Genomic DNA, 20,673 nt, shown 5'->3' on the forward strand with positions numbered 1-20,673 from the left:
GACTCGTAGTCGTGCGCCACAAATCACGCTTTACGTCCCGGACACCACCCCTGCACGACCCCCTTCACCCGCCCGCCACCACCAACGCCCCGCCCAACCCCGACTCAGCCGGAGGCGGTCGTGACCGGCAGGACCCACCGGCGGGAGGGGGACGGGGGCACAGGAGGATGGTGACCGGACGTAAAGCGTGATTTGTGGCGCGTAGTCCCGGGTGACTTGGCGGCCGCCCGCACGCGCCGTAAATCATGCAGTCCGGACACCACCTCCGGCGCCCCCGGCACCCGCACCACGAACAACAAACCCGCCGGGACAACGCACCGCCGGAGGCCCCCCGCCCGCACCACCAACCCCCGCCGGACGGCGACCCGTCAGCCCATGAACTTTTTGAACTCGTCCGGCAGCTCGAAGTTCTTGTCCTGCTGCCCGGCCGGCAGCCCGAACGCGTTGCCCGACTGCGCCGCCTCCTCGCGTCGAGCCGCCGCCGCCTGCTCGTCCGCCTTGCGCTTCATCGGGTTGCCCGAGCGCTGCTTGCCCTTCGCCTGCTTCTGCTTCTTCTTCGCGCGGCCGGGGCCTCCGCCCATGCCGGGTACGCCCGGCATTCCCGGCATCCCGCCGCCCTGCGCCATCTTGGACATCATCTTGCGGGCCTCGAAGAAGCGCTCCACGAGGTTCTTCACCGCGCTGACCTCGACACCGGAGCCACGCGCGATACGGGCCCGGCGAGACCCGTTGATGATCGTCGGCTCGTGGCGCTCGCCCGGCGTCATCGACTTGATGATCGCGGCGGTACGGTCCACGTCCCGCTCGTCGATGTTGTTGATCTGGTCCTTGATCTGTCCCATGCCGGGCAGCATGCCGAGCAGCTTGGAGATGGAGCCCATCTTCCTGACCTGCTCCATCTGGGCCAGGAAGTCGTCGAGCGTGAAGTCCTTGCCCTTGCTGCTCGCCAGCTTGGAGGCCATCTTCTCGGCCTCGGCCTGGCTGAACGTCTTCTCCGCCTGCTCGATGAGGGTGAGCAGATCACCCATGTCGAGGATGCGGGACGCCATCCGGTCCGGGTGGAACGCGTCGAACTCGTCCAGCTTCTCGCCGTTCGAGGCGAACATGATCTGCTTGCCGGTGACATGCGCGATGGAGAGGGCCGCGCCACCGCGGGCGTCGCCGTCGAGCTTGGAGAGCACCACGCCGTCGAAGCCGACGCCGTCGCGGAAGGCCTCCGCGGTGTTGACCGCGTCCTGACCGATCATCGCGTCGACGACGAAGAGGACCTCGTCGGGGTTGACCGCGTCGCGGATGTCCGCGGCCTGCTTCATCAGTTCCTGGTCGATGCCGAGGCGGCCCGCGGTGTCGACGACGACCACGTCGTACTGCCGGGCGCGGGCGTACTCGACGGAGTCCTTGGCCACCTTGACCGGGTCGCCCACGCCGTTGCCCGGCTCGGGCGCGTACACGGCGACGCCGGCCCGGTCGGCGACGACGGAGAGCTGGGTGACGGCGTTGGGACGCTGGAGGTCACAGGCGACGAGCAGCGGCGAGTGGCCCTGGCCCTTGAGCCAGAGACCGAGCTTTCCGGCCAGGGTCGTCTTGCCGGCGCCCTGGAGACCCGCGAGCATGATCACGGTCGGCGGCTGCTTGGCGAAGCGCAGCCGCCGGGTCTCGCCGCCGAGGATGCCGATGAGCTCCTCGTTGACGATCTTGATGACCTGCTGTGCCGGGTTCAGCGCCTGGGAGACCTCGGCGCCGGCCGCGCGCTCCTTGACCTTGGCGATGAAGGCCCGGACGACGGGCAGCGCGACGTCCGCTTCGAGCAGGGCGATACGGATCTCGCGGGCCGTGGCGTCGATGTCCTCCGGGCTGAGGCGCCCTTTGCCCCGGAGGCTCTTGAATGTGGCTGCGAGGCGGTCGGAGAGAGTGTCGAACACGGCGGTCGCGGATCCTCAGGTCGGGGGCGGGCGTGGGGGCTGTCCTGCGCGGTGAAGGGCAGACCGTCCCCCAGGGTATCCGGCCGCGCGCGGTGAGGTCCCCCGTGCGGGTGGCTGGACCGTACGGCGGCCTCACCGCAGCGCGGCCTCCACGGTCCGCGCCAGCTCGGCGGCGACCGGCGCCGACAGTGGCCGTCCACGGTCGGACGTCACATAGAAGGCGTCCACCGCGTTGGCTCCCAGGGTCGACACATGCGCGCTCCGTACCCGTACTCCCGCGTCCTCCAGAGCCCGGCCGATGCGGTGCAGCAGCCCCGGTGCGTCCTGGGCCCGGACCTCGATGACCGTCGCGAGCTGTGAGGCGGTCGGCGCGACGGTGACGCGCGGCGGCGGGGCCTGCACGCCACGGCGGCGCGGATACGCCGCCTCGCGCTCGGCGAGCCTGGACCGGATGTCGAGCGAGCCGTCCAGGGCCCGTACGAGATCGGCGCGCAGCCTGGCGGCCTGCGGCAGTGAGCCGTACTCGGCGGCGACCCGCCAGCTCAGCAGCAGCACCTCGCGGCTCTCGCCGAGCTCGGTGGGCAGCTCCACGGCGCGCAGATCGGCCGCCCGCACGGTGAGCCGGTGCAGGGCGAGGACGCCGGCCGCGGCGGGCAGCACGCCCGGCTGGTCGGGCAGCGCGATGAGCAGTTCCACGCCGACCGGCTCCGGTTCGGCGTCCTCCTGCGGCGGCTCGCTCTGGGCGTGCAGGGCGAGCACGGGTCCGCCGGTGCGCAGCGCCTCGACGGCCAGCCGTTCCTGTTCGGCGCTGGGCGCGGCCGGCTCGGGTTCGGCCGCGGCGTCGCCCGCGAGGACGGCGCCGACCCGGCTGACGAGCTCGTCGACGAGCGAGGCCCGCCAGGACGACCAGGCCGCGGGTCCGGTGGCGAGCGCGTCGGCCTCGGTGAGCGCGTGCAGCAGCTCCAGGGTGCCGATCGAGCCGACCCTGGTGGCGACCGAGCTGACCGTGGCGGGGTCGTCCAGGTCGCGCCGGGTCGCGGTGTCGATGAGCAGCAGATGGTGGCGTACGACCGTGGCGATGACGCCCGTGTCCTCGCGGTCGAAGCCGATCCGGGACGCGACGTCGCGCGCGATGACCTCGCCGGCCACGGAGTGGTCACCCGGCCAGCCCTTGCCGATGTCGTGCAGCAGGGCACAGACCAGCAGCAGGTCGGGACGGCCCACGCGGCGGGTCAGCGAGGACGCCTGGACGGCGGTCTCGACGAGATGGCGGTCGACGGTCCAGGTGTGTACGGGGTTGCGCTGCGGCCGGCAGCGGACCCGCTCCCAGTCGGGCAGCAGCCGGGTGATCAGACCTTCGGCTTCGAGGGCCTCCCAGACCGCGACGGTCGACTCGCCGGCGCCGAGCAGGGTGACGAGTTCTTCGCGGGCCTCGGCCGGCCAGGGCACCGGCAGCGGCTTCGACGCCGCGGCGAGGCGCCGGACGGCGTGCAGTGAGATCGGCAGGCCGGCCTGGGCGGCGGCGGCCGCGGCGCGCAGCGGCAGGACGGAGTCGCGTTCCGGGCGGGCGGTGCGGGCCAGCACGACCTCACCGTCCTGTTCGACGACGCCTTCGGCGAGAGGGCTGCGCTCGGGTGCGGGCTTGCTGCCGAGCATGGCCCGCAGCCGTGGGCGTACGGAGCGGGAGCGCAGGACCCGGTTCACCTCGCGCCAGGTGACGTCGGAGGCGTACGAGACGGTGCGCGCCGCCTCGTACACCTGGCGCAGCAGCGCGTCGGCGTCCAGCAGGCCGAGTTCGGCGGCGACCGGGTCCTGTTCCTGGAGTGCGAGCCGGTCGGTGGCGCGTCCGGTCGTGAGATGCAGGGCGTCCCGCGCGTCGAGCAGCACACGGCGGGCGGCGGTGAGCCCTTCGCGGGGCGCGTCCGCGAGCCAGGAGGCCGCGACGGCGCGCAGCGCGGTGGCGTCGCGCAGTCCGCCTCTGGCCTCCTTGAGGTCGGGCTCCAGCAGGAACTGCAGCTCGCCTTGGCGTTCGGCGCGCTCCCGGCAGAGTTCGTCCAGTTCGGGAAGGCGCTTGGCCGCGGTGTTGCGCCAGTCGGCGAGTACGGCGGTCCGCACCCGGGTGACCAGGCCCAGGTCGCCCGCGATGTGCCGGGCGTCGAGGAGTCCGAGCTGGACCTTGAGGTCGTCGGCCGCGGTCTTCCGTACCTCGGCCGGGGTACGGACGGAGTGGTCGAGGGCGAGGCCGAGGTCCCACACCGGATACCAGACGCGGTCGGCGAGTGCGGAGATCGCCGCCGCTCCCGCGGTGCCGTCGTGCAGAAGCACCAGGTCGAGGTCGCTGCGCGGAGAGAGCTCTCCGCGTCCGTAGCCGCCGACGGCGACAAGGGCCGCGCCGCGCACGCCGGCCTCCTGGGCGGCCGTACTGAACAGCGCGTTCAGCCAGTCGTCGGTCAGCCGGGCCAGGGCGGTACGGCGCGGCGGCCCTGACCGCGCCTTCTCCTGGAGGAGGCGCAGCCGGGCCGCCGCATAGCCGCTGGGTCCCGAGTCTGCCTGTTCGGTTGTCTCTTCGAGGCTCGTCACCCAGTTGTCCCTGTCTCTCAGAGGGCGTCCGGACCGCGCTCGCCGGTCCGCACCCGGACCGCCGTCTCGACCGGCACGCTCCATACCTTCCCGTCACCGATCTTGCCGGTCCGGGCGGCCTTCACCACCGCGTCGATGAGCTGTTCGGCGTCGGCGTCCTCGACCAGTACCTCTATGCGGATCTTCGGTACGAGGTCGACGGTGTACTCCGCACCCCGGTAGACCTCGGTGTGGCCGCGCTGCCGGCCGTATCCGCTGGCCTCCGTGACCGTGAGCCCCTGGACTCCGAAGGCCTGCAGGGCCTCCTTGATCTCGTCCAGCCGGTGGGGCTTCACGACTGCGGTGATGAGCTTCATGCGTCCACCTTCTTGTTCGTCGCCACGGCGGCGAGCGCCTCGTCCTGGTTCGCGGCGGGCACGCTACTACGGCCCGACGGGGAACCTCCCACCGCGCTGTAGTCGTAGGCCGACTCCGCGTGGAAGGCCATGTCCACACCGCTGGTCTCGTCGTCCTCGGAGGCCCGGAAGCCGATGGTGGCGTCGACGATCTTGGCGAGGATCCAGGAAACCACGAACGAGTAGGCCATCACCGAGAACGCACCGACGGCCTGCTTGCCGAGCTGCGAGAGACCACCGACGCCGTCGATCGCGAGGAGACCCACGAGCAGGGTGCCGATCACACCGCCGACGAGGTGGACGCCGACCACGTCGAGCGAGTCGTCGTAGCCGAGCTTGAACTTGAGGCTGACGGCCCAGGAGCAGACCGCACCGGCGACGACACCGATGAGCAGAGCGCCGAACGGGTTGACGGACGCGCCGGACGGCGTGATGGCGACCAGGCCGGCGACGGCGCCGGAGGCGGCGCCCAGTGTGGTGAACGCGCCGTGCCGGATGCGCTCGTAGATGAGCCAGCCGAGCATCGCCGCGCCGGTGGCGATCTGTGTGTTGAAGGCCATGAGGGCGGCGGTGCCGTTGGCGGCGAGCGCGGAGCCGGCGTTGAAGCCGAACCAGCCGAACCACAGGAGACCGGCGCCGAGGACGACGAGCGGCAGGTTGTGCGGCCGCATCGGGTCCTTCTTGAATCCGATGCGCTTACCGACGACCAGGACGGCGGCGAGTGCGCCGATACCGGCGTTGATGTGGACCGCCGTACCACCGGCGAAGTCGATCACTCCCAGCTTGAACAGCCAGCCGTCGGACTGCCAGACCCAGTGTGCGATCGGGAAGTACACGACGCTGACCCAGAGAGTGATGAACAGCGCCCAGGCGCTGAACTTCACGCGGTCGGCGAGCGCACCGCTCATCAGTGCCGGAGTGAGGACGGCGAACATGAGCTGGAAGAGAGCGAAGGCGAAGACGGGAATGCCTTCCTTGCCCCCGGTCAGGGTGTCGGCGGTGATGCCCTGGAAACCGACGTGGTCGAAGTTGCCCAGCAGCCCGGCGCCGAGATCATCGCCGAAGGTGAGCGAGTACCCGTAGAGCACCCACAGCACACTGACGATACCGAGCGAGATAAGGGACATCATGAGCATGTTGAGGGCGCTCTTCACCCGCACCATGCCGCCGTAGAAGAATGCCAGGCCGGGCGTCATCAGCATGACGAGCGCGGCACTGATCAATACGAATGCGGTATCTGCGCCATTCAAAGCCAGCGTCCCCTCGTGGGTCGGAACGGCCCGTGCGGATGCTCAAGCAGGTATGGGCCGACTGTGGTGAGGAGAGTCGCGCAGTGCGGTTTCGGCCAGTGCCGCACGATGTTTCGCGGCCGTGACGAACAAGTCCGGCGTGTTACGGACGGATGAACCGACGGATCGCGGCCGGCTGTCACGGATACCCTCTGCGGGCATCGTAAACCGGCCGCGGCCGTCACCCTGCTTACCTGGCGGCGGGGGAGCCGTGTCGGGCTGTACGGGGTGACTGCCGCGGCCGGAGCTCAGGCGGTACGGGACGGACGGATACGCGGGCCCGGGCAGCGGCCGGCTCATACCGCCTCCGCGGACTCGGACGACTGGGTGGTGAGCAGATCGGTGAGTTCGGCGATCCCGGCCACATCGCCGAAGTCCCTGGCGGCGGTGTCGACGGTCTTGCGGAGCCGGTTGCTGACCCGCTCCGAGCGCACCCGGCCCGCCACCCTCAGGGCTTGCCGGGCCAGGACGGCGGAGTGCTCGGGCTCCCGCTTGAGGAGATGGATGGTGGCCATGCCGATCAGATTCAGCGCGTACGACCGCTGGTGCTCGTCGTCCTTGCCGAACAGGTCGACGGCGCGCCGCATGACGGGTTCGGCCAAGGAGGCGTAAGTGGGACTGCGACCGGCGACATAGGCGAGATCGCGGTAGGAGTGGGCGTTCTCGCCGTTGAGCTCGGCCTCCGTGAAGAAGCGGATCCAGTCGGGTTCCGGCTCTCCGTCCAGTCCGGCGTCGGAGAAGGTGTCCTCGGCCATCCGGACGGCCCGCTTGCACTTGCTCGGCTGGCCCATATTGGCGTACGCGCGCGCCTCCATCGCATACAGCATGGCCTGGGTCCGCGCGGTGGCGCACTCCCGGCTGCCGTACTGCGCGAGGTGAATCAGCTCCAGCGCGTCGTCGGGCCGGCCGAGATGGATCATCTGGCGGCTCATGGAGGACAGAATGTACGAGCCGAGCGGTTTGTCCCCGGCTTCCTTGGCCGCGTGCAGGGCGAGAACGAAGTATTTCTGCGCATTCGGCTGGAGGCCGACGTCGTAGCTCATCCAGCCGGCCAGCTCGGACAGCTCGGCGGCGCACCGGAAGAGCCGCCGGGCGGTGGCCTCGGACTGCGACTCCTGCAGCAGATCGGTCACCTCGTGGAGTTGGCCGACGACCGCCTTGCGGCGCAGCCCGCCACCGCACTGCGCGTCCCACTTCCGGAACATCGCGGTGGTGGATTCCAGCAGTTCCAGCTCCGGCTCGGAGAGGCGGGAGGGACGGTGCGAGGCGACGGGTTTGCCGGGCTCCCGCTGTTCTCCCGGCGGCGCGGGCACCAGCCAGCGCTGCATGGGTTCGACAAGGGCGGGTCCCGCGGCCAGCGCCAGCGAGGATCCGAGGAAGCCGCGCCGCGCCAGCATCAGATCGCTGCGGGAGAACTCGCTGATCAGCGCGACGGTCTGCGGGCCGGCCCAGGGCAGATCGACACCGGAGACCGAGGGTGAGCGGTGCGCCGTGCGCAGCCCGAGTTCCTCGATGCCGACGACGGCGCCGAATCGCTCGGAGAACAGCTCGGAGAGAATGCGCGGAATCGGTTCGCGCGGCTGTTCGCCGTCCAGCCAGCGGCGCACACGCGAGGTGTCCGTACTGATGTGGTGCGCGCCCAACTGGCGCGCGCGGCGATTGACCTGCCGCGCCAGCTCGCCCTTCGACCAGCCACTGCGCATGAACCACGAGTCGAGCTGCCCATTCGTGCGCTTGCCGGTAGCCGTACCGCCTGCGCCGCTGCCGCCCACTGGTAACGCCCCCATCCGCTGAAACCCCTGTCGCGCGAACCGTCATCAGAATGCCGTGGGTTGTCGCCTCTTGTCCGGGGACCGCGCCCCCTTCGAAACAGGGAACCGAGTTGCCCGGGGCATACCCACGAGAGCGCTCTTCTCCGAGGTTCGTGCACTGAAAGTAATCCTACGATCACCCCTACAGCGAGGGTGATTCCACAAACGCCACCATTCGCCACCCCATCGAATGAACTCGCCTGCGATGGGGCGCGATTCACTTGACACGCCGAGGTCAGGAGAGGGTGGAGCAGTGTGCGCCGGAGCGCACGGATCGAGGCGCGTCACCCCCAATGCATCTTCGCGCCGCCCAAACCGCCCCGGTGACGACGGAGCGTCACGGGCACACTGCGAGTCGTAACCACCGGCGAGTTCGACCCGTTGGAGGGGGCATGGGCTTCACGATCGGCGGCATCCGGGAGATCAGGTCCGGCTCACGCCGCCGCGGCCGCACCACGGAGTGCACCGCGGTGGCGGAGTACACAGGACTCTGGGGCTGGGACGTCGTCCCGGGCGCACGGGCCGCGGGCAGACGGTGTTCCTGCGGCGACAAGGGCTGCGCGGCGCCGGGCGCGCACCCGCTGGGCCTCGGCCCCGGGGTCCCGGCGGGCGCCACGCTGGACGATGTGACCAAGGTGTGGTCCGAGGCGCCGGGCGCGGCGGTGCTGCTCCCGGTGGGCCGCACCTTCGACGTCATCGACGTCGCGGAACAGGCGGGCAGCCGCGCCATGGTCCGGCTCGAACGGATGGGACTGCCACTGGGTCCCGTCATGGCGACCCCGGCCGGCCGCGCCCACTTCTTCGTCGCGCCGGGCGCCTCGGCCGAGCTGCCCGAGCTGCTCTACCGGATGGGCTGGGACGACGCCGATCTGGATCTGCACTGCCTGGGCCCCGGGGATCACGTCACGGCCCCGCCCTCGGACCTGGCGGGCCTGGGACCGGTGCGCTGGCTGCGTCCGCCGTCCTTGGACACGGCCGCCGATCCGCCGCAGGCAAGGCTGCTGCTCGGCACCCTGGCGTACATCTGCCACCGCTCCGCGGCGGCTTGAGCCATGTCCGGGCCGGTCCGCGCACGCGGCCGTACGGACGCCCGCCCCCGGTTCGTCCGGGGGCGGGCGGTGGAAACCGGCCAGAGGTGTCCGAGCGGCGAACCGGGAATCCGGCTCAGTCGCCGATCAGCGCGTCGACGAACGCCCCGGGCTCGAACGGCGCCAGGTCGTCCGGGCCCTCACCCAGGCCGACCAGCTTGACCGGCACGCCCAGCTCCCGCTGGACGGCGATCACGATGCCGCCCTTGGCCGTGCCGTCCAGCTTGGTGAGCACGATGCCGGTGACATCCACGACCTCCGCGAACACCCTCGCCTGCACCAGGCCGTTCTGCCCGGTCGTGGCGTCCAGGACCAGCAGCACCTCGTCCAGCGGACCGTGCTTCTCGACGACCCGCTTGACCTTGCCCAGCTCGTCCATCAGACCGGTCTTGGTGTGCAGCCGGCCGGCGGTGTCGATGAGGACGACGTCCGCGCCCTCCGCGATGCCCTCCTTGACCGCGTCGAAGGCGACCGACGCCGGGTCGCCGCCCTCGGGCCCGCGTACCGTACGCGCGCCGACGCGCTGGCCCCACGTCTGGAGCTGGTCGGCGGCGGCGGCGCGGAAGGTGTCCGCCGCGCCCAGCACGACCGAGCGGCCGTCCGCGACCAGCACGCGCGCCAGCTTGCCGGTCGTCGTGGTCTTGCCCGTGCCGTTGACTCCCACGACCATCACGACGGCCGGAGTGTCCAGACCGCTCTCGGTCTTCACCGCGCGGTCGAAGTCGGTGCCCAGGAGGTGCACGAGCTCCTCCCGGAGCAGCGCGCGGAGCTCTTCGGGAGTACGCGTGCCGAGCACCCGCACTCGCTCGCGCAGCCGCTCGACCAGTTCCTGGGTCGGCGCGACGCCGACGTCCGCGGTGAGAAGCGTGTCCTCGATCTCCTCCCAGGTCTCCTCGTCGAGATGCTCCCGCGACAACAGCGTGAGCAGGCCCTTGCCCAGTGAGTTCTGCGAGCGGGCGAGCCGGGCGCGCAGCCGGATCAGCCGGCCGGCGGACGGCTCCGGGATCTCGATGGCCGGCGCGGGCGGCTCGGCCACGACCGGGTCCTCGACGGCGACGGGAGTCCCGATCGCCTCGGAGAGATCGACCTCCTCGATCGTCCGGCGTGGCTCGTCACGTGGCGCTTCCGCCTCGTCGCCCACATGCGGCTCGGCGGGTGGGGCTGTGATGGTCGGCGTACTCGACGGTGCCGAGGACGCCAGCCGCTTCTTCTTGCGGCTGCCGACCACGAGCCCGCTGATCGCGCCGACCGCGACCAGGGCGATAACTACAACAAGGATGACGATTTCCATAACGCTCCCAGTATCAGCCACGGCCGGACCCGGCCCTGGCTTCAGAGGATCGCACAAGGATCCATACAGCGATTTACACCTTTTGACGCAGACGTACGGCACTCGGCTTCTGGGTTCGCCCGTCCCGTCCCGGATGCCCCGTACGACGCCTCCGGACCGGTCGGGACTTCCGGAACGCCCCTACCCCATCTCCTCCAGGGTCTTCCCCTTCGTCTCCTTCACGAACAGGAGCACGAAGGGAAGCGAGAGCACGGCGAAGCACGTGTAGATGATGTACGTGCCCGAGAGATTCCAGTCGGCCAGGCTCGGGAAGCTCGCGGTGATGGCCCAGTTGGCGATCCACTGTGCCGAGGCCGCGACACCGAGCGCCGCCGCGCGGATCCTGTTCGGGAACATCTCGCCGAGGAAGACCCAGACGACGACTCCCCAGGACAGCGCGAAGAAGAGCACGAAGACATGGGCCGCGACAAGGGCGACGACGGCCTCGGTGTCCGGCAGCCTGCCGTGGACGAGCTTCGTGGAGAACGCCCACGCCTCGAAGGCCAGAGCGACCGCCATGCCCGTCGAGCCGACGAGCGCGAGCGGCTTGCGGCCGACCCGGTCCACCAGGGCCATCGCGACAACGGTGCCGATGATGTTGACGATCGACGTCGTGAAGGAGTAGAGGAACGAGCTGGACGGATCGATGCCGACCGACTGCCAGAGCGTCGCCGAGTAGTAGAAGGCGACATTGATGCCGACGAGCTGCTGGAAGAGCGACAGCCCGATACCCACCCACACGATGGGCAGGAAGGTGAACCGGCCGGCCAGCAGATCACGGAAGACCGGTTTGTGCTCGCGGCGCATCGCCAGCTCGATCTCGGCGATCCGCGCGTCCAGATCGGCGTCCCCGCCCTCGACCTCGGCGAGCACCGTCCTGGCCCGGTCCGTCCGGCCGACGGAGATCAGGAAGCGCGGCGACTCGGGAATGGCCAGCGTGAGCAGGCCGAAGAGCAGCGCCGGAACGACCATCACCCCGAGCATCCACTGCCAGGCCTCCAGCCCCAGCAGATGCCCGCGCTGGTCGCCGTCCGCGAGCTGGAGGATGCCGAAGTTCACAAGCTGCGAGACGGCGATACCGATCACGATGGCGGCCTGCTGGAAGGAGCCCAGCCGGCCGCGGTAGGCGGCGGGCGAGACCTCCGCGATGTACGCGGGGCCGATCACCGACGCCATGCCGATCGCGAAGCCGCCGATGATCCGCCAGAACGCGAGGTCGTAGATGTCGACGGGCAGCGCGGAGCCGACCGCGCCGGCGGTGAAGAGGACGGCGGCGATACGCATACAGCGGATACGGCCGATCCGGTCGGCGATCCTGCCCGCGGTGGCGGCGCCGATCGCGCAGCCGATGAGCGCGACGGCGATGACCTGGGCGAGGACGGCGGAGCCGATGTCGTACCGGCTCCGGATGGCCTCGACGGCGCCGTTGATCACCGAGCTGTCGTAACCGAACAGGAAACCGCCCATCGCGGCCGAGGCAGCGATGAAGACGACATGGCCGAGATGGTCCGGATGGGCCGCCCGGCCGCCCGGCGGCGGTACCCGCGCTGTGCCGGTCACATGGACTCCAGGAGGTGGGCGGGCCTTCCAGTGGCGCACAACTCGCCGTCAGCCACCACCCGGAGCCGCCCGCGTCCGGCGCCTTCGAGAACGTTTCGAGAACGTGAGGACGCCCCGGGCCCGCGCGATGTGTCAGCGCAGCCGCTGGCTGATGACCTTGGACACTCCGTCGCCCTGCATGGAGACCCCGTACAGCGCGTCCGCGACCTCCATCGTCCGCTTCTGATGCGTGATCACGATGAGCTGGGAGCTCTCCTGGAGCTCCTGCATGATGCGGATCAGCCGCTGGAGGTTGGTGTCGTCGAGCGCCGCCTCGACCTCGTCCATCACATAGAACGGGCTCGGTCTGGCCTTGAAGATCGACACCAGCATCGCCACCGCCGTCAGCGACCGCTCACCGCCGGACAGCAGGGACAGCCGCTTGACCTTCTTGCCCGGCGGCCTCGCCTCGACCTCCACTCCGGTGGTGAGCATGTTCTCGGGATCCGTGAGGAGCAGCCGTCCCTCGCCTCCCGGGAAGAGCCGCGAGAACACACCCTCGAACTCCCGCGCGGTGTCCCGGAACGCGTCGGCGAAGACCTGTTCCACCCGCTCGTCGACCTCCTTCACCACCAGAAGCAGATCGGCCCGGGTCTTCTTGAGGTCTTCGAGCTGCTCGGAGAGGAACTTGTGCCGTTCCTCCAGCGCCGCGAACTCCTCAAGAGCCAGCGGATTCACCTTTCCGAGCTGCTGATAGGCCCGTTCGGCCGACTTGAGCCGCTTCTCCTGATCGGACCTCACATACGGCTTCGGCTGATTGCGCGGATGCTCCGGGTCCTCCGGCAGTTCCTCGCCCTCCGCCGGCGGCGACGGCGGCACAAGCTGGTCGGGACCGTACTCGGCGATCAGTCCCGCCGGCTCCACTCCCATCTCCTCCAGCGCCTTCGCCTCCAACTGCTCGATCCGCAGCCGCTTCTCGGCGCCGAGGACCTCGCCGCGGTGCACGGAGTCGGTGAGCTTGTCCAGCTCGCTCTTGAGCTCGCGGCCCTGATTGCGCTCGGCGACCAGCTCCCTCTCACGTTCCGCCTTGGCGTCCTCGGCCGCCGCGCGTTCGGCGTCCGCCCTCGTGACCGACACCTCCGTATGTGCCAGGAGCTGCCGTGCGCCCGACGCGACGGCCGCGGCGACCTGGGCCTCGTGGCGCAGCCGTGCGCGCCGCTGCTCCGCGCGCGCTCGCGCCTCACGCTCGGCGCGCGCCCCTCTGTCGAGCGCGTCGGCCCGGCCGGCGAGCCCCTTGACCCGCTCCTCATGGGTACGGACCTGGAGCCGGGCCTCCATCTCGGTCTGGCGGGCATTGGCGCCGTCGGCGGCGAGCCGGTCCCGTACGGAGGTGTCCGGCTCCTCCTCCACCGGCGCCTCCTGTGCGACCAGCAGCCGCTCGGCCAGTTCTTCCACCTCGGCGGCGGCGCTTTCCAGGGCGTCCTGGGCCTTGGCCGCGGCGGCCGCCGTCCGCTCGGCCTCGCCCTCGGCGCCCCTGGCCTGCCCGGCGAGCCTGCCCAGCCGTCCCGACACGGCGGACTTCTCCCGGTCGGCGGCCCGGCGCCGCTCACCCAGCTCCTCCACGAGCGCGGCGGACTCGGCCCGCCGCGCGGTGGCACGGCGCTGCGCCTCGGCCAGCTCTCCGCACCGTACGGCCAGCTCCGCCAGGTCCGCGGCGGCCTCGTCGACGGATGCCCGGACCTCCAGCAGACTCGGCGCGCCCGCCGATCCGCCCTGTGCGAAGTGCGCGCCGAGCACATCGCCCTCGGCGGTCACAGCGGTGAGCGCAGGCCACTCGGCGACGAGTTTCTCGGCGTCCTCCAGCGTGCCGACGACCACCATGTCCCGCACCAGCCGGCGCACGGCCGCCATCAGCTCGACCGGCCCTCGGACAAGATCGATGACCTGGGGCACGGCGCCGTTTGCGACGGCGGTGCGCACCGTGCGGGCCGTGGCGGTCCCGTCGCTGTCGGTACCGGTGCCGGTGCCGGTGTCGGCAGCGACGGGACCGCCACGGCCCTGCCCGGCCGGCCCGGGCCGTGCTTCGTCGGTGGCCTGCCCGGGAAGGGCCGGTGTGCGCGGCCCGGCGTCCGCGTCACCGGCCTGCGCGGGTACGCCACCGGCCGCGACCGGTCCACCGAGCAGCAGTACGGCGCGGCCCGCGTCCTGTGCGCGCAGCAGACGGATGGCTGCCGCCGCCGTCGCCGGGTCGGAGACCGCGAGAGCATCGGCGGCCACGCCCAGGGCCGCGGCCACGGCGGTCTCATGGCCGGGAGTGACGGTGAGGAGTTCGGCCGCCGGGCCGAGGAGACCCGCGAGACGGTCGCGGGCGGCCAGCAGCGCGCCTGTGCCGTCCTTGCGGCGCAGGCCCAGCGCCAGCGCGTCGTGGCGGGCGGTGAGGGCCGCGCGTTCACGTTCCGCCGCGGTGGCGGCCTCCCGCGCCGTGGTCAGCGCCGTCTCGGCGTCGGCGAGCGCGCGCCGGGCCGTCTCATAGCGCTCGGCCAGCTCGTGGTCGTCCGCCTCCAGGCCGTCGACCTCGGCCTTGAGCTGTTCGTACTCCTCCCGCGCGGCGACCGCGCGCTCCGCCGCCTCGTCGCGGGCCGCGGCGAGGCGGCCGATCTCGGCCTGCGCCGAGGCGGCCCGGCTGCGGGCCGCGTTGACCTGGCCGGTCAGCCGGGCCAGACCCTCACGCCGGTCCGCGATGGCGCGCGCCGCGTCCTTCAGCCGGCGCTCCTCGGCGGCCAGCGCCCGCTCCAGCTCGGCGCGGTGCGCGACGGTGTCCTCCAGCGCGTGTTCGGCCGCCTCCAGCGCCGCCTCCAGCTCCGCCTCCTGCTCGCGGATCCGGGCGGCCTCGCGCTCCATGTCCTCGGGATCGCGGCCGTGCCGCTCCTCCGTGGTGGACGCGGTCGCGCTCTTCACCCGCGCCTCGGCCAGTGAGATCGTGCCGCGGACCCGCTCGGCGAGCTGGGACAGCTCGTACCAGTTCCGCTGGGCCCGCTGGAGCCGCGGGGCCAGCCGCCGCACCTCGTCCTCCAGCTCCGCCTCCCGGACCAGCGCCGCCTTGAGCCGGCCCTCCGCGTCCTCCTTGCGGCGCTTGAGCGCGGCCTCGTCGGCGATCTCGGTACGGAGCGCCTCGCGCAGCCTCACCAGATCGTCGGCGAGCAGCCGCAGCCGGGAGTCGCGCAGATCGGCCTGGATGACGGCGGCCCGCCGGGCGACCGCGGCCTGCCGCCCGAGCGGCTTGAGCTGACGGCGCAGCTCGTCGGTCAGGTCCTGGACCCGGGCGAGATTCGCCTGCATGGCGTCCAGTTTCCGCAGCGCTTTCTCTTTCCGCTTGCGGTGCTTCAGTACGCCGGCCGCCTCCTCGATGAAGGCTCTGCGCCCCATCGGATCGGCGTGCAGTACGGAGTCGAGGCGGCCCTGGCCGACGATGACATGCATCTCACGGCCGATACCGGAGTCGGACAGCAGTTCCTGGATATCGAGCAGCCGGCAGGTGTCGCCGTTGAGCTGGTATTCGCTGCCGCCGTTACGGAACATGATCCGCGTAATGGTGACTTCGGCGTAGTCGATGGGCAGCGCACCGTCGGAGTTGTCAATGGTGAGAGAGACCTCGGCGCGGCCGAGCGGCGGCCGCCCGGTCGTCCCGGCGAAGATCACGTCCTCCATTTTTCCGCCGCGCAGCGACTTGGCCCCTTGCTCTCCCATGACCCAGGAGAGCGCGTCCACCACATTGGACTTGCCGGAACCGTTCGGGCCCACGACACAGGTGATACCGGGCTCGAAGCGCAGCGTCGTGGCGGAGGCGAAGGATTTGAACCCGCGCAGGGTCATGGCCTTGAGATGCACGCCGCCGGACTCTACCCGCCGTACATAGGCCGCCGGCGGTTTCACCGCTGAACGCGCAGGGCACATCAGACGTTAAGAAAGGCGGCGCGCCGCCAACTGGACTTCGTACAACGCCGGATGGAAAGAAAGAAGGGACGCCGAAGCGTCCCTTGCATATCTCGCGAGAGTGTTTCTCACCTGGCCCCGACGGGGGCTTTCATCAGGTGAGCGCAGGCTCCCCCTGGGGTACGTCAATGTCGATGCCGTCGAGCAGTGAGTCTCCAGGGTGCTGTGCGACGGCGGCGTTGAGCGCGTCGTTCTCGGACTGGATCCGTACAAGTTCGGATTCGAGGTCCTGGACGCGTCGCTGAAGCCGTCGCATCTCGGCGAGGAGTCGCGGGTCGGAACCGCCGACATAACCGAGAAGCGCCTTTGCCATGATGGATGGTCCTCCACACTGAGTGACCGACCGAATGCGGTGTGGGTCGTGAGGGAAATCGCACCCGCGGAGCTTGGCAGTGCTTGTTCGTCCTGCGGTTCTTACTGCCAAACAGCTAAGGTGCGCGGGGATTCCAGACTCTCACCAAAAAGTTTGACGGTCAACACGATCACAGCCCGTACCGACGGGCAGCCCGGGGGCGCACGGCCGCGGAACGCGCGGCGCCGCCTCTCCCGAGGGGCCCCGGGGCCGTCGAGATCATCGTTAACCGGGCAGCCTGGCACGACTGGCCGTTCTTGGCAACCACCAGGTCACCGCAGACGCACGCGCGCGACTCCGGCTTTCCGGCGGCCTCCGGCGGGCTCCGGGACCGCCGGAGATTCAGCGGATCGCGAAAGTCTCGTAACCGCCTCGCGGGGTGTCCCAGATCTCAGTGACTCCGTCGACGTGTCCGGGAGTGTCGCCGGAGCGCAGCCACTCCAGCAGTCGGTGGCAATTCTCACGTGGTCCTTCCGCGACGACCTGCACCCGTCCGTCGTCGAGATTCAGCGCGAACCCGGTGAGACCGCCGATCTCCAGCGCGTTCGCCCTGGTGAACCAGCGAAAGCCCACTCCTTGCACGCGGCCGCGCACCCAGGCCGTAAGTCGAACATGTTCTTCCATGCACGCAAGCTAACCGGCCAATTGCCCGCAGCTCCGGGCGGCCCCACACGCCATGCCGTACAGTCCGGTCGCAATGAAACTCACTCGTACGAGTGAGATGCATTGCTGTCGAGTGTATGAGGAAGGCACATCAGATGGGACGCCATCGACGCTCCGCCGATGTACTGGCCACTGATGACGCCGTGGACGAGGCACTGGGACGGCACCGGAGCGCCCGCCCGAAGCGACGGGTCGTCGCCCCCCTCCGTACCGGACTGCTCGGGGCCTCCGCGGCGATGGCGGTAGGTGCCGTCGCCGTCGCCTCGGGCCTGCTGCCCGGCGGCGATCTCTACACGGTCGGCGACGGTGGCGCGGACGGCGGGCAGATCCGCGCCGAGGGCGCTCCCGAGCTGGCGCAGCAGGGCGGCTCGTCCGCCGGGCCGACGGACACGGTCCCGGCGTCCGAGAGCCGGTCCGGTGCGCCGACGCGGACGCCCGCGGAGTCGGCCTCACCCACTCCGTCCAAGCCGTCCGCCATTCCCTCCCAGCGGTCGAAGCCCACCGCGGCCCCGGCCCGGCCCTCGCGGACCGCGACTCCGGCCCGCGACACTCCGGCACCGGCGCGGACCACGAAGCAGGCGGTTCAGACGCCCGCCGCGCCGAACACCGCCGAGGCGGCCGTGCTCGCCCTGGTCAACGAGGAGCGGGCGAAGGCGGGCTGTGACCCGCTGCGGTCCGACTCCGGGCTCGACTCGCTGGCCCGGGACTTCAGCGACGAGATGGCGGCGCGCGGCTTCTTCGACCACACCGATCCCGACGGCAGGACGCCGTGGGACCGCGCCGACGCGGCGGGGATACAGGGCCTGGGCGGCGAGAACATAGCGCGCGGGCAGGCCACCGCGCAGGCGGTGATGGACTCCTGGATGAACAGCGAGGGCCATCGCGCGAACATCCTGAACTGCGACTACACCAGGCTCGGCGTCGGCGTGCACACCGGCTCCGGCGGCCCGTGGTGGACCCAGGACTTCGGTTTCTGAGCGTTACCGCACGGCGCGTGGCTTACCGCACGGCGCGTGGCGGCCGCTGACAGCGCGGGCAGAAATAGCTGGAGCGGTTCATCCAGGGCCGCCGCCGCATCGGTGTGCCGCACCGGCGGCACGGCTGGTCCTCACGTCCGTACGCGTCCAGCGACCGGTCGAAATAGCCTGACTCGCCGTTCACATTCACATACAGACTGTCGAAGCTGGTGCCGCCCACGGCGAGGGCGGCGTTCAGCACGTCCCGTACATGACCGAGCAGCTCGACCGAGCGCGGCCGGGTGAGACTCGCGGTGGGCCGCTCGTAGTGGAGTCTGCTGCGCCAGAGCGCCTCGTCCGCGTAGATGTTGCCGACGCCGCTGATGAGGGACTGGTCGAGCAGCGCGCGCTTGACCGTCGTACGCCGCAGCCGCAGCGCGGTGTGGAAGGCGGCGTCGTCGAAGGCCGGGTCCAGCGGGTCGCGGGCGATGTGCGCGATGACGTCCGGCAGCCCGTCGGGAGTGTTCTCGTGGAGCGAGAGGCCGCCGAAGGTGCGCTGGTCGACAAAGCGCAGCTCGGTGCCGCCCGCCTCGCCGGAGGCCGGTGTCTCCGTGTCGGTGAAGCGGATACGGATCCGCAGATGCTTCTCGTCGGGTGCGCTCCCGGGCCGGACGAGAAGCTGTCCGCTCATCCCGAGATGCCCGAGGATCGAGACGTCGGTGTCGGCGAGAGGCAGCCACAGGTACTTGCCGCGCCGCCGGGCCGTTCCGATGGTGTGTCCCTTGAGCTGCGCCGCGAAGTCCGCACCGCCGGCGAGATGCCGCCGTACGGCGCGCGGATGCAGGACCTCGGTCTCCGCGACGGTCCGGCCGCTCACCCAGCGCTCCAGTCCACGCCGGACGACTTCCACCTCGGGCAGCTCGGGCACCGGGACTCCTCAGAACAGCACAGCGGGAACGGGAGACGCCCCTCGCGCCGGACGACGCGAGGGGCGCACCAGGAAGGAGAGCACGGACGGTCAGGCGTTGGCCGTGTCCACCGGAGCCGGCTCCGGTGGAACCGAAGACGCCTCGGCGGATCCTGGAACGCCGGCGGCGGACTTCTCCGTCGCCTCCCGTTCGTCCGCGGCGGTCCGGATGGCCCGCCACGCGGACTCCGCCGCCTGCTGCTCCGCTTCCTTCTTGCTGCGGCCGGTGCCGGTGCCGTACGAGACACCACCGACGCGAGCGGCAGCAGTGAAGGTTTTCTCGTGGTCCGGGCCGGTTTCCGTGACGAGATACTCGGGCACGCCGAGACTCTCCGCCGCGGTGAGTTCCTGGAGGCTGGTTTTCCAGTCCAGGCCGGCGCCGAGGTTGGAGGACTTCTCGATCAGCGGGTCGAAGAGCCGGTGCACCAGCTCGGACGCCGTGTCGAGGCCCTGGTCGAGATAGACAGCGCCGATCACCGCTTCAAGGGTGTCGGCGAGAATGGACGCCTTGTCCCGCCCGCCCGTGCCCTCTTCGCCCCGGCCGAGCCGGACGAAGGAGCCGAGTTCGAGGCCGCGTCCCACTTCCGCGAGCGCACGCGAGTTGACCACCGCGGCCCGCAATTTGGCCAGCTGGCCTTCAGGCAGGTCGGGGTGGGTGCGGTACAGCGTGTCCGTGACCACCAGACCGAGCACCGAATCCCCGAGGAATTCGAGCCGCTCGTTGGTGGGCAGACCGCCGTTCTCGTACGCGTACGAACGATGGGTCAGCGCACGCACCAGAAGGGCGGACTCAAGCTGATAGCCGAGCCGCCCTTCCAGAAGCGTGTGGGACGAGGCTGTACTGACATTGTCTGTCTGCTTCTTAGCGTTGGACAGTTCAGACATCGAGCCTCTCACCAGCCGCTCAGACCTCGAGGACCTGGCGCTTGTTATAGGTGCCGCAGCTCGGGCACGCGATGTGCTGCAGCTTCGGCTCCTGGCAGCGCTCGCACGCAACCAGAGTGGGGACCGCAGCCTTCCACTGCGACCGGCGGTGGCGCGTGTTGCTGCGCGACATCTTCCGCTTCGGAACAGCCACGGCTACTTCTCCTGCTTCTCGTCGACGCCCGCTTCGGCGCCGCCCATGTTGTCCTTCTCGCCGTCCTTGACGGTCTCGGCGAGTCCCTGCAGTGCCGCCCAACGGATGTCGACGGCGTCATGGTGGTGGTCCGGGTTCTCGTCCAGCCTGATCCCGCATTCGGAACACAGGCCGGCACAGGTCTCCCGGCACACCGGCTGCATCGGCAGTGCGAGCACCACCGCATCACGCAGCACGGGTTCGAGGTCGAACAGTCCGTCCTCGATGAAGAGCCTGTCCTCGTCCTCGGCGTCGTCGCCCGGCTCCACACGGATGCGGCCCCGGTCATCGGCGTCGTGGTACGAGAACATCTCCTGGAAGTCCGCTGCCACCTCTTGGCGCAACGGCTCCAGACACCTTACGCACTCCCCCTCGGCCGACGCACGGGCGGTGCCCGTCACGAGCACCCCTTCCATGACCGATTCGAGGCGGAGGTTCAGCTCCACGGGCGCGCCCTCGGGCGCTCCGATGACATCCGCGATCCCGAAATCCCTGGGCGCGGGCACCGAGCGGTTCAGCTTCTGGAGCGCACCCGGCCGCCGCCCCAGCTCGTGTGTGTCGAACACGAGGGGGTTGCGATGGTCAAGGCGCGCGTTCAGGGCTTTTCCCGCTTTCAAATCGTGAGAGGGGCCGCCACCGTCGCGGAAGCGAAGCGGGCAGCCAGGACCGCG

Annotated in this window: 16 protein-coding genes; 2 read left to right on the top strand and 14 right to left on the bottom strand. The window is 70.5% G+C overall.

All coding sequences use genetic code 11. The annotated features are described in order from the left end of the window. Positions 1 to 368 precede the first annotated feature (368 nt). From ffh to PV679_RS30770, 5 genes are all read right to left on the bottom strand, one after another. Positions 369 to 1,922 (bottom strand): signal recognition particle protein, encoded by a 1,554-nt coding sequence (ffh, locus tag PV679_RS30750; RefSeq protein ID WP_319683917.1) that lies wholly within the window; start codon positions 1,920 to 1,922, stop codon positions 369 to 371. A 132-nt stretch (positions 1,923 to 2,054) separates the two neighbouring features. Then, positions 2,055 to 4,502 (bottom strand): [protein-PII] uridylyltransferase, encoded by a 2,448-nt coding sequence (locus PV679_RS30755; RefSeq protein WP_319683918.1) that lies wholly within the window; start codon positions 4,500 to 4,502, stop codon positions 2,055 to 2,057. Between the two features lie 17 nt (positions 4,503 to 4,519). Then, the gene (locus PV679_RS30760; protein ID WP_319683919.1) at positions 4,520 to 4,858 is read right to left on the bottom strand and encodes a P-II family nitrogen regulator; all 339 of its coding nucleotides are present in this window, start codon (positions 4,856 to 4,858) and stop codon (positions 4,520 to 4,522) included. After that, complete coding sequence (locus PV679_RS30765; protein WP_319683920.1) at positions 4,855 to 6,147, bottom strand: ammonium transporter; 1,293 nt, start codon at positions 6,145 to 6,147, stop codon at positions 4,855 to 4,857. The genes PV679_RS30760 and PV679_RS30765 overlap by 4 nt, the downstream gene beginning before the upstream one ends. 335 nt (positions 6,148 to 6,482) lie before the next feature. Continuing rightward, positions 6,483 to 7,958: a hypothetical protein gene (locus PV679_RS30770; RefSeq protein ID WP_319683977.1), complete on the bottom strand. Its 1,476-nt coding sequence runs from the start codon at positions 7,956 to 7,958 to the stop codon at positions 6,483 to 6,485. Between the two features lie 431 nt (positions 7,959 to 8,389). Between PV679_RS30770 and PV679_RS30775 the strand changes: the two genes are divergently transcribed. Beyond that, on the top strand, positions 8,390 to 9,046 hold the full coding sequence (locus tag PV679_RS30775; protein ID WP_319683921.1) for a bifunctional DNA primase/polymerase: 657 nt from the start codon (positions 8,390 to 8,392) through the stop codon (positions 9,044 to 9,046). A gap of 115 nt (positions 9,047 to 9,161) precedes the next feature. Here the strand turns inward: PV679_RS30775 and ftsY are convergent, their stop codons facing one another. From ftsY to PV679_RS30800, 5 genes are all read right to left on the bottom strand, one after another. Continuing rightward, positions 9,162 to 10,376 carry a signal recognition particle-docking protein FtsY gene (gene ftsY, locus PV679_RS30780; RefSeq protein WP_319683922.1) on the bottom strand — a complete coding sequence of 405 codons (1,215 nt, stop codon included), beginning with the start codon at positions 10,374 to 10,376 and terminating at the stop codon, positions 9,162 to 9,164. Between the two features lie 180 nt (positions 10,377 to 10,556). Beyond that, positions 10,557 to 11,975 carry a sugar porter family MFS transporter gene (locus PV679_RS30785; RefSeq protein ID WP_319683924.1) on the bottom strand — a complete coding sequence of 473 codons (1,419 nt, stop codon included), beginning with the start codon at positions 11,973 to 11,975 and terminating at the stop codon, positions 10,557 to 10,559. 132 nt (positions 11,976 to 12,107) lie between these two features. Beyond that, entirely contained in the window at positions 12,108 to 15,842 is a 3,735-nt protein-coding gene (locus tag PV679_RS30790; RefSeq protein WP_319683926.1) for a chromosome segregation SMC family protein, read from the bottom strand. Between the two features lie 199 nt (positions 15,843 to 16,041). After that, complete coding sequence (locus PV679_RS30795; protein ID WP_319683927.1) at positions 16,042 to 16,260, bottom strand: hypothetical protein; 219 nt, start codon at positions 16,258 to 16,260, stop codon at positions 16,042 to 16,044. 381 nt (positions 16,261 to 16,641) lie between these two features. Next, a complete protein-coding gene (locus tag PV679_RS30800; protein WP_319683928.1) occupies positions 16,642 to 16,923 on the bottom strand; it encodes an acylphosphatase in 282 nt (93 codons plus the stop codon). Positions 16,924 to 17,057: 134 nt separating this feature from the next. Between PV679_RS30800 and PV679_RS30805 the strand changes: the two genes are divergently transcribed. Continuing rightward, on the top strand, positions 17,058 to 17,939 hold the full coding sequence (locus tag PV679_RS30805) for a CAP domain-containing protein (protein ID WP_319683929.1): 882 nt from the start codon (positions 17,058 to 17,060) through the stop codon (positions 17,937 to 17,939). A 22-nt stretch (positions 17,940 to 17,961) separates the two neighbouring features. Here PV679_RS30805 and mutM read toward each other — a convergent pair whose 3' ends face one another. The 4 genes from mutM to PV679_RS30825 all read right to left on the bottom strand — a co-directional run bounded on the left by mutM (position 17,962) and on the right by PV679_RS30825 (position 20,619). Continuing rightward, the gene (gene mutM / locus PV679_RS30810) at positions 17,962 to 18,846 is read right to left on the bottom strand and encodes a bifunctional DNA-formamidopyrimidine glycosylase/DNA-(apurinic or apyrimidinic site) lyase (RefSeq protein ID WP_319683930.1); all 885 of its coding nucleotides are present in this window, start codon (positions 18,844 to 18,846) and stop codon (positions 17,962 to 17,964) included. 90 nt (positions 18,847 to 18,936) lie between these two features. After that, a complete protein-coding gene (rnc, locus tag PV679_RS30815) occupies positions 18,937 to 19,770 on the bottom strand; it encodes a ribonuclease III (RefSeq protein WP_319683931.1) in 834 nt (277 codons plus the stop codon). A 19-nt stretch (positions 19,771 to 19,789) separates the two neighbouring features. Beyond that, the gene (gene rpmF, locus PV679_RS30820; protein ID WP_030753522.1) at positions 19,790 to 19,963 is read right to left on the bottom strand and encodes a 50S ribosomal protein L32; all 174 of its coding nucleotides are present in this window, start codon (positions 19,961 to 19,963) and stop codon (positions 19,790 to 19,792) included. 2 nt (positions 19,964 to 19,965) lie between these two features. Next, complete coding sequence (locus PV679_RS30825) at positions 19,966 to 20,619, bottom strand: DUF177 domain-containing protein (RefSeq protein WP_319683932.1); 654 nt, start codon at positions 20,617 to 20,619, stop codon at positions 19,966 to 19,968. Between the last annotated feature and the right edge of the window lie 54 nt (positions 20,620 to 20,673).

The sequence above is a fragment of the Streptomyces sp. AK02-01A genome, assembly GCF_033795305.1.
Lineage (GTDB): Bacteria > Actinomycetota > Actinomycetes > Streptomycetales > Streptomycetaceae > Streptomyces.

What these genes read in the sequence shown, in the direction of transcription:
- PV679_RS30795 (WP_319683927.1), bottom strand. Translation starts at nt 16,260, where the DNA reads ATGGCAAAGGCGCTTCTCGGTTATGTCGGCGGTTCCGACCCGCGACTC.
- PV679_RS30760 (WP_319683919.1), bottom strand. Translation starts at nt 4,858, where the DNA reads ATGAAGCTCATCACCGCAGTCGTGAAGCCCCACCGGCTGGACGAGATC.
- ftsY (WP_319683922.1), bottom strand. Translation starts at nt 10,376, where the DNA reads ATGGAAATCGTCATCCTTGTTGTAGTTATCGCCCTGGTCGCGGTCGGC.
- PV679_RS30800 (WP_319683928.1), bottom strand. Translation starts at nt 16,923, where the DNA reads ATGGAAGAACATGTTCGACTTACGGCCTGGGTGCGCGGCCGCGTGCAA.
- PV679_RS30805 (WP_319683929.1), top strand. Translation starts at nt 17,058, where the DNA reads ATGGGACGCCATCGACGCTCCGCCGATGTACTGGCCACTGATGACGCC.
- PV679_RS30775 (WP_319683921.1), top strand. Translation starts at nt 8,390, where the DNA reads ATGGGCTTCACGATCGGCGGCATCCGGGAGATCAGGTCCGGCTCACGC.
- rnc (WP_319683931.1), bottom strand. Translation starts at nt 19,770, where the DNA reads ATGTCTGAACTGTCCAACGCTAAGAAGCAGACAGACAATGTCAGTACA.